Genomic DNA, 12,786 nt, shown 5'->3' with positions numbered 1-12,786 from the left:
ATCAATTGTAATTAAGTTATTTTTGCATTATTTCAGTTTTTAAACTGAAAAGATTTTAATATGAAGGGGAATTTATCATGATTACGAAAAGGACTAACCCAAAGAAACACCTTGTGGCACTTTCTTGCGCAACCGCTCTAGCTACTTTTACTTTAGTCGCACGACCTGCATTTGCGGATGAAGCGAAAACACCTGAAACTTCTAGTCAACCAACTGAGATTCTTGCACCTGCACAAGAAACTGCAGTAACTAATGTTGAGGTCAAAGCAACTACTACAAATCCTATCTCAACTAATACTGAGCTACCTACTAGTACAAGTACAGTTCTTAGTGAAGCTCCTAGCAGTGAAGTCGCATCATCTGAATTAGCAAGCGAATCACCAGTAGAAATCACTTCTGAGCAAGAAATTAGCAATCAAGATAATCAGGTAAATAAAGCTACACCTATCAAAACGGCAACTTCAGAAGCATCTACTACAAAAACTTCGGTAGAAAAAGTCAATGAACCTATTCCTGTCGAAGAAACAAAAACACCTACAAAAAACAGTGAACAACCTGCCCCAATCGATGAAAATGAAAAGCCAGTCACACCTTCTGTAACACTTGAAAATGCACCTCATATTTCTGGTGGACATTATTATAGTGATGATAATGGTAACTGGTATTACAAGGATGCAAACGGCAAAAATCTTGTCGGTCTGAACTATGTGGATAATGTTCCTGTTTACTTTAGCCAAGACGGTATTCAAATCAAAGGTGGTTTTGCAGAGGATGGCCGATACTATGACAAAGATTCTGGTGCTCTTGTAACCAAGACCTTTAAAGAACTCTTAACTTATATTGGTCGTGATGATATCAACGGTCAAAACATTTATACTACTGATTGGTACTACCTTGATGCCGACGGACGGCCACTTAAAGGTCCTCAAAATCTTGGTGGTACAAACATGTACTTCTTCCCTAATGGGGCACAAGTTAAGGGACGTTTTGCTCCTGATGGACATTACTATGACAAAGATTCTGGTGCGCTTGTAACTAATAGATTTGTTCATATTTATAACTGGAATTTCCAAAATCAAGACGGAAATCGTGTTCTTAAATTTATGCTTACTATTCCGAACGACTCTGCTATAGGATCTGACGGTAAATCACACTTTATTGATATGAGCCACTATCCACTTTCCAGCAATGACTTGGATCGTGAGGACTATTACTACTACGTTGATGCTAAGGGTAACAAACTGACAGGACCTCAAACCCTAAACGGCATCCATGTCTACTTCGACCAAAATGGTAGACAACTTAGAAGTGAGTTCAAATTTGACGAAGATGGTACCGTTCATTATTACGATGCAAAAAACGGTGCACGCGCTGAAAATACCATTGTCAGAACCAACACTGGTGCCTTCAAATTCGATGCAAATGGTAATGGACATTTGATGGGACCTGGTGAAGAAACAGACACTCCCGTCATTCCTACAATCTCCCTAGACAAGGCACCACGAGTTTTTGGTGGTCACTATTATAGTGATAACGAGGGCAACTGGTACTACAAGGATGCAAACGGTAAAAACCTCATCGGTCTCAACTTCGTTGACAACATTCCAGTCTACTTTGACAAGGATGGCAAACAAGTCAAAGGACGTTTTGCAGAGGATGGTCGCTATTTTGATAAAGACTCTGGTGCACTTGTAACAAAACGCTATCTTGAAACTGAAGATGGCAACTGGGTTTACGTCAATGATAAAGGTGATAAACTCAAGGGAGAACAAACTATCAATGGTGTTAAAGTCTACTTTGACGATTTCACTGGTATACAAGTCAAGGGACATTTTGCACCAAATGGTAAATACTATGATAAAGATTCTGGTGCTCTCGTAACCAATGCTTTTAAAGAAATCTTAACTTATATTGGTCGTGATGACATCAACAATCAAAATGTCTATACTACTGCCTGGTACTATCTCGATGCTGATGGTAAGCCATTAACAGGACCTCAAACCTTTGGAAATAGTCGCTTTTACTTCCTTCCTAATGGCGCACAAGTCAAGGGACGCTTCGCCCCTGATGGACACTATTATGATAAAGACTCTGGTGCTCTCGTCACTGATAGCTTTGTTCATGTCTACAACTGGAATTACCGAAATCTCGATGGTGATCGCATCTTCCACTTCACTATTACCATTCCTGGAAATGATCTCGTAGATCAGGATGGACAGTACCCAAGAGAAAGCAAAGATTTAGATCGTGAAGATTTCTACTACTATGTTGATGCTAAAGGGGATAAACTGACAGGACCTCAAACCTTAAACGGCATCCATGTTTACTTCGACCAAAACGGTAAACAACTTAGAGGTGAATTCAAATTTGACGATGACGGAACTGTCCACTATTACGATGCTAAGAATGGGGCACGCGCTGAAAATACCATTGTTAGAACAAACACTGGTGCCTTCAAATTCGATGCTGACGGTAATGGACATTTGATGGGACCTGATGAAGTATAAGAAAATAATTCAAATAACAACTATTGATATCACATAATTACTTTGATTTAGGAATCGCTAAAAAGGAAGTCGACCAACTGTCAACTTCCTTTTTCATATCACAAGTAAACTTTTTTTCCACTTTAAGAAAACTTTAGGCTTTGCTTTATATACTATAACCATCCTAAAACTTTTCTTTTTCATAATCTCCTAAATCCAGGGCCTAGGTTCTGGATTTTTTTGCGTGAAGGAGAAGTAAATGAATTTATGAAATTTGAATCAAAGCTTTTCTTCTTTTGCCGGATTAATCATATCTAGGAAATAAGCATGTACCCTTTCGTCACCCGTTAATTCTGGATGAAAAGAGGTCACTAACATCTGCTTTTCTCTAGCTGCCACAATTGCCCCATTGACTTGAGCTAAAATCTCCACTTCTGCTCCAACAGCTTCAATAATTGGCCCACGAATAAAGACCATTGGGATTTCCCCTTTTCCTTTAAATTCAGCATCTGTGACAAAACTGCCCAATTGGCGACCATAGGCATTTCTGGCTACATTGATATCCATACTTGCCAAATGTTTTGTTTGGTCCCCTACTATGGTTTTGGCTAACAAAATCAGACCTGCACAGGTTCCAAATACAGGTAAGCCCGAATCAATTTTCGCCTTTATCGGCTCAAACAAGTCTAAATCATGCAAGAGTTTTCCCATGACTGTCGACTCTCCCCCTGGTAGAATGAGCCCATCTAAATCAGCGTGCGCTTCCCAATCCTGTTGATTTCTGATTTGAACTGTTTCAACTCCAAGTCCGTTCAAGACCTGCTCATGTTCTGCAAAAGCACCTTGCAAAGCCAGTATTCCAATTTTTGTCATCTATTTTCCTCGCTCTGCCATTAAGATGTCAATTTCATCCTTGTTGATACCAACCATGGCTTCCCCCAAATCTTCTGACACTTGCGCCAAAATGTCCGGACGATTATAGTTAGTCACTGCTTTGACAATGGCTTCCGCACGTTTTTTCGGATCTCCTGATTTGAAAATACCTGAACCAACAAAGACACCTTCAGCACCCAACTGCATCATAAGCGCCGCATCCGCTGGCGTCGCTACACCACCTGCCGCAAAATTGACAACCGGCAACTTGCCATGTTCGTGGACATAACGGACCAAATCAATTGGCACCTGCAAATCTTTAGCAGTAATATATAGTTCATCTTCTCTAAGATTTTGAATACGGCGAATCTCTTGATTCATGAGTCGCAAGTGGTGAACAGCCTGAACAATATCACCAGTACCAGGTTCACCCTTGGTACGAATCATTGATGCCCCTTCAGAGATACGGCGAAGAGCCTCACCAAGGTCCTTGGCTCCACAGACGAAAGGCACATCAAATTTGGTTTTGTCCACATGAATAAGGTCATCGGCCGGTGTCAAAACCTCACTCTCGTCGATATAATCAATCTCAATCGCCTGCAAAATCTGTGCTTCCACGAAATGACCAATACGCACCTTAGCCATCACTGGAATACTAACAGCGTCCTGAATTTCCTTAATCATCTTAGGATCACTCATACGTGACACACCACCCACTGCACGGATATCGGCCGGAATGCGTTCCAAGGCCATGACTGCAGCCGCTCCTGCCGCCTCAGCGATACGTGCCTGCTCAGGATTTTGAACGTCCATGATGACGCCCCCCTTAAGCATCTGTGCCAAATTTTTATTTAAGTCGTAACGATTTGTCATTGCAATCACCTCTCATGTTTTTATGCCCTCTATTTTACACAGGATGATTTTTGAAAAAAAGAGTCTTTTTCTCAAACTGTATGGGGACAATATATCTTTCAATGATATCTATAGACGAAAAAATAAATAAATTAGGAAAACCCTTTTATAGGCTATAACTATCACGAATATAAGAATCTTTTTATAAAATCATGGCATTTTTGTATCCGTTTTCTATTGAAATTATTAGAAAATAGAATTAAAATATAATCGTAAATTAATTTTTGGTATTCATGATGTTTTTAATGTCACAGCATGAATTTACCAAGCCACCATACAAGGGGGAAGATTATGGAAAACAAAGTTCGTTTCAAACTTCATAAAGTTAAGAAACATTGGATTACAATCGCTGCTTCAAGTTTGGCTATCGGGGCTTCACTGATTGGCCTAGGGCAAGTCGGAGCCGATGAAGTTAAACCAGAAACGACTGCTGTTATCAGTCCTGAAAATGTCGTCTCTGACAGCAATCTTGAGACAAGTGCTAGCCTCATTACAAGAACCGAAGTAGCTCCAACGAGTACAGTTGTCGAGAATACTTCTAGTGCAGCAGTATCTACTGACACTACACCTACTAATGTCGCTACTCAGCCAACAGAAACAACTGCTACACAGCCTAGTAACGAGGCCGATAAAAAGGTTGAAACCGCTCAATCTAGTGAGACAGCTACAACCGATAGGGGTGCTGAACCTGCCACCGACAAACAAAATACAAATGAAAATAAGTCAGAGATTACTGAGGTCAGTGAGCATCCATTATCAGGACAAGAAATCTCTATCACTCGAGGTAAATTCACATCCGACGATCAAGGCAATTGGTACTATACCAAGGACGGAAAAAATCTCACTGGATGGAATAATGTAGAAGATCGCGAATACTATTTCCAAGAAGATGGAAAACAGGTCAAAGGCCAATTTGTTGAGGTAAATGGAAAGAACTATTATTTAGATGACCATACTGGTATGCTCCTAGTCAATTGCTACCTCGATAAAGATGGAAAACATTATCAAATAGATGAGAATGGGGTTGTGACAGAGAGAACTAAACTGCCTACAAACATTACTGGTGGACATTTTGAAGCCAATGATAAGGGGGAATGGTCTTATATCACTGAACAAGGTGAAAAATTGACTGGTTTCCAATATGTGGACGGTGTTGAACTCTATTTTGACAAAGATGGGAAACAACTCAAAGGTCAAGAAATCACAGTTGATGGTAAAACATATTACTTAGATCAAAACACCGGTGCCCTTCTCAAAAATTCTTACCGTAATTGGTCTGAAAAACAGATTATCTCACGGTATAAAACAAACTACATTTACCATACTAGTTACTTCAACCGAGATGGCATACGTGCCACAGGTCTCGTTAAAACAGCATCTGGTTTCATTCACGATTTTGATGAAAATGGTGAATTGCTTAAGAATGTAGCGGTTAATGTAGGAGACACAACCTATGTCTTTGGTGAGAGAGGACGGCTAGCTCGAAACTCCTTTATTTGGGATAAGGTAGATTTCACCTTCCCTGAAAATGTTAATTTTTATTATGGTGATGAAAAGGGCCACGCTGTTAAAGGACTTCAAACCATTGATGGTTACCAACTTTACTTCGATAAAGACGGTCGTCAAGCAAAAGATAAAATTGTTCAGATTGATGGTAAAACCTATTACTTTGATAAAAACAATGGACGTATGGTTAAAAATCAATGGGCCTCAGTCAATGTTGGTGGAATTAGTCCTGCATCAAAGGACTACCGTTCATACTATCTCGGAAATGATGGCGCTGCTGTGACTGGTTGGCAAGATATTGATGGAAAACACTTGTACTTCACCGATACCGGTATCTATGCTTCTAATGGCATCTATTCAATCAATGGTAAAAACTATCTATTTGAAAAAGGACAATTAGTCAAAGATGCTTATGGCGTTGTTGATAAGCCAGGGGCTAAAGTGAGATTAAAATATACCTATCGAACTAATGCAGATGGAGAAGTCCTAACTGGTAAACAAATTATCGATGGAACAGAATATATCTTTGCTTCAGATGGTCAAGTCGTCGATGGTGTTGTACGTTATGACGGGAAACTTTATCTAGTCAAAGATAGTAAAATAGAAAAAAACTATTTTGGAGCCTTCTTTTCTAAAAACGAAATTTTGGGTGGAATTAATTTCACTGGAATCTATGGAACTGATGAAAACGGTGTCCTCCTAGAGGGTGTCCAACGAAGCTTAGATGGTCAACTGCACTACTTCCAACCTGAGGTAAAAAGTGTTGATAAACCTACATGGAAAGAAATCGATGGCAAGCGCTATCGTCTAACAAAATGGTATCTTCCTGAACACCACGCTGGTATGTACACCACTATTATCCTCACTAACGATACTTTGAAAGTCGATGACAAGACCTATACGATTGATAATGAGGGAGTTGCAACTGAGTTTACGGCCAAAAACCAATTTGTTCGTGATGACAATTGGAACTGGTACTACTACGATACTGATGGCAAGCTCCTAACTGGTCGTCAAACCATTGATGGTGTTCAACTCTACTTTGATAAAAATGGTAAGCAAGTCAAAGGTAGCCTAGTAGACATTGATGGTGATACTTACTACTTTGACAAGGATAGTGGGGTTATGTGGACCAATAGTAGTCTAACTCTCAATGGAATGACCTACGAAATTGATGACCAAGGACGTGTGACATCGTCACTTCGAAATACCTTTGTTCAAGATAAAGATGGTGACTGGACCTACCTCAAAGATAAAGGACAAGTAGCTACCGGATGGCAGACTATTGATGGTATTCAACTCTACTTTGATGGCACTGGGAAACAAATCAAAGGTGAGCGTATCCTTATAGATGGAAAATACTACTATTTCGATAAGAACAGTGGCGAACTCCTTCGTAATGCATTCCATTCCTTTAGTTCATATATTCACTACTTTGGCAATGATGGAGCACAAGTTTTCGGCTGGTACACAATAAACGGTCACCGTGTTTACTTTAAAGAAGACGGTCTACAAGCTAAAGATAATGTCCTTTTAATTGACGGAAATTATTATTATTTCAATCAAGATGGCCAACTTCTTGTTAATGGTTCCGCTAAATCATATAATAGTTTATATCTTGCAGATTCAGAAGGAAAATTATTATCCGGGTGGAGAGAAATTGACGGTAAGACCTATTACCTAGATCCAAGCGAAAAGCACTACTACTATAATAGAACAGCATCTATAGACGGTAAGACCTATCTTTTCGGTTCTTACGCGGAATTATTGCGTAATGACACTAATTACGCATATGCTTCAGACGAAAATGGAATCGTTCGAACAGGATTCTACCGCACTGATAAAGGCTACCTATGCTATCTTGAGCCAAGAGTAATTTCTGACTACCAACCAACTTGGAAGGAAATTGACGGTAAGCTCTATCACTTCGAAAAATCAACTTCATTAGGGAAACATCTTTACGGTTCTCCAATCACAACCAATGCAACCCTTGAAAAAGATGGCAAAACCTATGTCATTGATGAAAATGGTGTGGCAACTGAGAAAGTGAATTAATGGGGAAAGAAAAAAATTTCTTCCACTTTAAGAAAACTTTAGGAATCGCTTTGTATACTACAACCATCCTAAAACTTTTCTTTTTCATAATCTCCTAAATCCAGGGCTCAGGTCCTGGATTTTTTTGTGCAAACATCTACTTCTCTCAAACGTCTCTATTGCACTATTAATTTAAACTATGAGTATGTATGAGTTTTCTATTGAAGTTATTAGAAAATAGGATTAAAATATAATCGTAAATTAATTTTTGGTGTTCATGTTGTTTTAAATGTCACAGCATGAATTTACCAAGTCACCATACAAGGGGGAAAATTATGGAAAACAAAGTTCGTTTCAAACTTCATAAAGTTAAGAAACATTGGATCACAATCGCTGCCTCAAGTTTGGCTATCGGGGCTTCACTAATTGGACTAGGACAGGTCGGAGCTGATGAAGTCAAGCCTGAAACGACTGCCGTTACCAGTCCTGAAAATGTCGTCTCTGACAGCAATCTTGAGACAAGTGCTAGCCTCATTACAAGAACCGAAGTAGCTCCAGCAAGCACTACTGTTGAGAAAGCTTCTAGTGAAGCAGTATCTTCTGACACTGCATATACTAATGCGACTAGTCAGCCTACAGAAACGACTACTACACAGCCTGCTAACGAGACTGATAAAAAGGTTGAAGCCGCTCAATCTGGTGAGACAGCTACAACCGATAGAAGTGTTGAAACCTCATCTGAAACAAGCGATAACGTAACTACTTCACAGGAAACACCTTCACAAGGTGGCAGATTCACTTCTGATGAGCAAGGTAACTGGTATTACCTAGACAGCGAGGGCCACAAACTAACTGGCCCACAAACCATCGATAGCTTTAACCTCTACTTCCATAACAATGGCATCCAAGCAAAGGGTGAAAAGGTAACCATTGATGGCAAGGATTACTACTACGATAAAGATAATGGACGTAAAGTAACTGATACAAGTATTGAAGTAGACGGTAAAACCTATTTAGCAGATGCCGATGGTATCCTTACCGAAAAAACACAACTACCTACTCAGGTCGTGACGGGTGGTCATTTCCAATCTGACAACCAAAAAGATTGGTATTACTACACTGCCAACGGTGAAAAATTGACTGGTTGGCAAAATGTTGATGGTGTCATCCTTTATTTTGATAAAGATGGCAAACAAGTCAAAGGACAAGAACGAGAGATTGGTGGAAAATACTATCGATTCGATGAAAATGATGGTTCTCTATTAACGAATCAGTGGCATCACACTTCAATTTTCAATGGCTATAGGACAGAACCTCAATATACAACTTATACTAATTACTTAGGCGAAGATGGTGCTGCATTTATTGGATGGCATACCATTGACAGTAAACGTTATTATTTCAAACCTGATGGACTTTTGGCTAAAAATGATACTGTCACAATTGATGGGAAGATTTATCTTTTTGATTACCAAGGACAATTGGTCAAGAACAAATATGGCATTGTTGAAACTCCTTCAATGTTCCATGCAAACACTTCTACCTACCGTACCAATGCTAACGGCGAAGTCTTAACTGGTAAACAAATTATCGATGGAAAAGAATATATCTTTGCTTCAAAGGGTCAAGTTGTTGATGGTATCATAGGTTATGACAGCAAACTTTATCTAGTCACAGATAGTAAAATAGAAAAAAACTATTTTGGAGCCCTTTTTTCAAAAAAAACATTTTGGGGCGGGCCTAGTTTCTCTGGAATCTATGGAACTGATAAAAACGGTGTCCTCCTCGAGGGCATCCAACGAGGCTCTGATGGTCACCTTCACTACTTCCAACCTGAGGTAAAAAGTGTTGATAAGCCTACATGGAAAGAAATCGATGGCAAGCGCTATCGTCTAACAAAATCATATCGAACAGAAAGATATGCTGGTATGTACACCACTATTATCATTACTAACGACACTTTGAAAGTCGATGATAAGACCTACACAATTGATAATGAAGGAGTAGTGACTGAATTTACGGCTAAAAACCAATTTGTTCGCGATGATTTCTGGAACTGGTACTACTACGACAAAGAGGGCAAACTCCTAACAGGCCGTCAAACCATTGATGGTGTTCAACTCTACTTTGATAAAAATGGTAAGCAAGTCAAAGGTAGCCTAGTAGAGATTGATGGTAAAACTTACTACTTTGACAAAGACAGTGGGGCTATGTGGACGAATACCACTCTCGAAAAAGACGGCAAAACTTATATCATCGATGAAAATGGTGTGGCTACTGAGAAAGTGAATTAAAAAGGAAAGACAAAATATTTCTACCACTTTAAGAAAACTTTAGGATTTAATTTATATACTATAACCATCCTAAAACTTTTCTTTTTCATAATCTCCTAAATCCAGGGCATAGGTTCTGGATTTTTTTGTTTTTTTAAACTCTTGTGACTGCTAAAATTGTGACATTTGCCATTCACTCTCTTTTTTATGCAATCGTTTTCTTATTTTTATCTAAATTTCTTATTTTTTCTTGAAACTCTCTAAAATAGCGCTATAATAGAACTTAGGAAATGGAGGAAAAAGTATGAAAGTACATTCTAATTTTACTGGACAAAAGTCCAAAAAACGTCTGATCGCATTCTCATGTGCAACTGCCCTTGCAGGTTTTGCCCTCATAGCAAGACCTGCCTTCGCTGAGGAAGCTAAAGCTGAAAACTCATCAAACCTTGATGTGACTGCTGCTACCACTGCCAATGTGGAAACTACAGCAGACCTCGTAGAAACAAAGGTTGTTGAAGCTCCTCCTACTACTGAAAATGTAGCTAGCACTGAAAGTACCACAAATGTTTCAGAACAAGCTACAACTTCTGCTACAAGCTCTGAAACTGCAAGTGAAATGGCTTTAACAACTGCAAGCGAAAGCCAAGCACCTGCAAAATCGGCCACAGGCCAAACACGAGAAGCTGTAACTACAGACCGAGCTGCCAGTGAAACTGCTTCAGTACCTAATGAAACAAACGTCACTGGTGGTCAGTACTATAGTGATGACCAAGGCAACTGGTACTATAAAGATGCCAGCGGTAAAAACCTTACTGGAGACCAAACCATTGATGGTGTACGTGTCTCTTTCCGCGAAGATGGTAAACAAATTAAAGGGCCAGATTTCTATTGGTCTGGTGATCTACGTCGTTATTTCGATGATAATTCTGGTCAACTTCAAACCAATCGTTACCTAGAATACAAGGGCAATTGGTATTATTTAGATGCTACTGGACGACCACTAACAGGCGAACAAACTATCAATGGTCAAGAAGTTTATTTTAATAATGATGGTATTCAAATCAAAGGTGACTTTAGTGGAGAATCTTATAGTTATCCAGATCAAACCTTCTATTACGACCCTAACTCTGGTGCAAGGGTCCGAAAAGAAGGTCTAGTTCAGAATAAAAAAGGCCAAACTTTCTACATCAAGAACGATGGTTCTAAATTTACAGGAATACGTGAAATTGATGGTAACATCTACTATTTCAAAGCACGTGAAGCTGCCTCTCCTGTTGATACCGGCGTCCTACAAAAGGGAATCAGTATTTTACTAGAAGAAGGTCAAAATTCACCACGTTCTTACGGTTATGGTACTCCTATTAATATTACACGTCGCTATTATTTTGACTCAGTTACTGGTCAAGCCGTTAAAAACCGCTATGTCCAAGAAAATGATGGCTGGTACTACTATGGTGAAGATGGAAATGCTATTCGTCCTCAGAATGGTGAAGCCAATATAGATGGTCAAATCGTTTACCTCTATGCCAATGGTCGTCAGGCTAAAGGAGAGCTTGTTCTCGACAATGGTATTCTTCGCTACTATGATCCTAATTCTGGAGCACGCGTCACTAACACCACTCTAACAATTAATGGTATGACCTATCGATTTGATGAAAATGGTGTCGGTACGGATGCTCCTAACCCAAATGGTTATTATAGTGATGATAACGGAAACTGGTATTATAAAAACGCAAATGGAGACAACCTTACTGGAGCTCAAATTATCAATGGACAAAAAGTGTTCTTCCGTGACAACGGTCAACAGGTCAAAGGGGCTTATGGTAATTCTTACGGTGATTTATACGCATTCTACGATGTTAATTCAGGAAACCTTGTAACCAATCGTTATGTTGAATACATGGGTAATTGGTTTTATGTAGGTAAAGATGGTAAACCAGTCAAGGGACCTCGAAATATCGATGGACAAGATGTCTTCTTCAACTATCGAGGGGTACAAGCCAAAGGTGATTTTGGTCGAGATGGCGTATATATGCCTGAGTACTACTACGATAAAGATAATGGTCGCAAAGTAACCAAAGCTGGGTTTGTTAAAGATAACAGAGGCTTAACTTACTATCTTGACGAGAAAGGTGAAAAAGTCCTTGGACTTCATGAAATCAATGGTGATTTATATTACTTCCGTCAAGGAGGTGCCTATAAATACACCCAACTAGGTGACATGTGGCAGGATAGTATTAATTACATCAATGGTAAAATCTACTACTTCGATCAATTTGGTAAGGCTGCCAAAAATCGCTTTGTCTTTACGGAAGGAGCTTGGCACTATTTCTACGGTGATGGTACAGCAGCTACCGGTGCCGTTCAAATTAATGGGCAAAAACTTTACTTCGATACAAATCATGGTAGACAAGTTAAAGGCGCTTTTGCACCAGATGGTCACTACTACGATGAAAACTCTGGTGAACTAGTCACCAACCAAACACGTACTATCAAAGGTGTAACTTATCATTTTGATGAAAATGGTAATGCGACTAAAGTTTAAGGTATCCCTTACTTTAAGAAAACTTTAGGATCTCCTCTATATACTATAATCATTCTAAAACTTTTCTTTTTCATAATCTCCTAAAATTCAGGACTCAAGTCCTGGATTTTTTTAAACTCTTATGACTACTAAAATTGTGACATTTACCTTGTTAGTC

General features: G+C 39.2%; 6 protein-coding genes. 4 read left to right on the top strand and 2 right to left on the bottom strand.

Translation table 11 applies throughout. The features are described 5' to 3' along the window. Positions 1–77: 77 nt before the first annotated feature. Entirely contained in the window at positions 78–2,507 is a 2,430-nt protein-coding gene (locus NST80_RS03260) for a glucosyl transferase (RefSeq protein ID WP_004182218.1), read from the top strand. Between the two features lie 258 nt (positions 2,508–2,765). Here NST80_RS03260 and pdxT read toward each other — a convergent pair whose 3' ends face one another. Together pdxT and pdxS are read right to left on the bottom strand one after the other, a co-directional pair. Beyond that, on the bottom strand, positions 2,766–3,359 hold the full coding sequence (pdxT, locus tag NST80_RS03255; RefSeq protein ID WP_183138151.1) for a pyridoxal 5'-phosphate synthase glutaminase subunit PdxT: 594 nt from the start codon (positions 3,357–3,359) through the stop codon (positions 2,766–2,768). Further along, positions 3,360–4,232 (bottom strand): pyridoxal 5'-phosphate synthase lyase subunit PdxS, encoded by an 873-nt coding sequence (gene pdxS, locus NST80_RS03250; protein ID WP_002883851.1) that lies wholly within the window; start codon positions 4,230–4,232, stop codon positions 3,360–3,362. A 330-nt stretch (positions 4,233–4,562) separates the two neighbouring features. On the opposite strand from pdxS, the gene NST80_RS03245 reads away from it, so the two are divergent. From NST80_RS03245 to NST80_RS03235, 3 genes are all read left to right on the top strand, one after another. Further along, complete coding sequence (locus tag NST80_RS03245) at positions 4,563–7,832, top strand: KxYKxGKxW signal peptide domain-containing protein (protein WP_183138150.1); 3,270 nt, start codon at positions 4,563–4,565, stop codon at positions 7,830–7,832. A gap of 314 nt (positions 7,833–8,146) precedes the next feature. Continuing rightward, positions 8,147–10,105 (top strand): KxYKxGKxW signal peptide domain-containing protein, encoded by a 1,959-nt coding sequence (locus tag NST80_RS03240; protein ID WP_265107436.1) that lies wholly within the window; start codon positions 8,147–8,149, stop codon positions 10,103–10,105. 283 nt (positions 10,106–10,388) lie between these two features. Beyond that, positions 10,389–12,629 carry a glucosyl transferase gene (locus NST80_RS03235; RefSeq protein WP_164373255.1) on the top strand — a complete coding sequence of 747 codons (2,241 nt, stop codon included), beginning with the start codon at positions 10,389–10,391 and terminating at the stop codon, positions 12,627–12,629. Positions 12,630–12,786: the final 157 nt, after the last annotated feature.

This window comes from Streptococcus sp. FSL K6-1323, assembly GCF_038630745.1.
GTDB lineage: Bacteria > Bacillota > Bacilli > Lactobacillales > Streptococcaceae > Streptococcus > Streptococcus salivarius_D.
Note: the sequence above shows the minus strand (reverse complement) of the source record. Positions and strands in the feature narration are given on the sequence as shown.

Bases quoted from the DNA above. Each gene is read 5' to 3' on its own strand.
- NST80_RS03260 (WP_004182218.1), top strand. From the start codon at position 78: ATGATTACGAAAAGGACTAACCCAAAGAAACACCTTGTGGCACTTTCT.
- pdxT (WP_183138151.1), bottom strand. From the start codon at position 3,359: ATGACAAAAATTGGAATACTGGCTTTGCAAGGTGCTTTTGCAGAACAT.
- pdxS (WP_002883851.1), bottom strand. From the start codon at position 4,232: ATGACAAATCGTTACGACTTAAATAAAAATTTGGCACAGATGCTTAAG.
- NST80_RS03245 (WP_183138150.1), top strand. From the start codon at position 4,563: ATGGAAAACAAAGTTCGTTTCAAACTTCATAAAGTTAAGAAACATTGG.
- NST80_RS03240 (WP_265107436.1), top strand. From the start codon at position 8,147: ATGGAAAACAAAGTTCGTTTCAAACTTCATAAAGTTAAGAAACATTGG.
- NST80_RS03235 (WP_164373255.1), top strand. From the start codon at position 10,389: ATGAAAGTACATTCTAATTTTACTGGACAAAAGTCCAAAAAACGTCTG.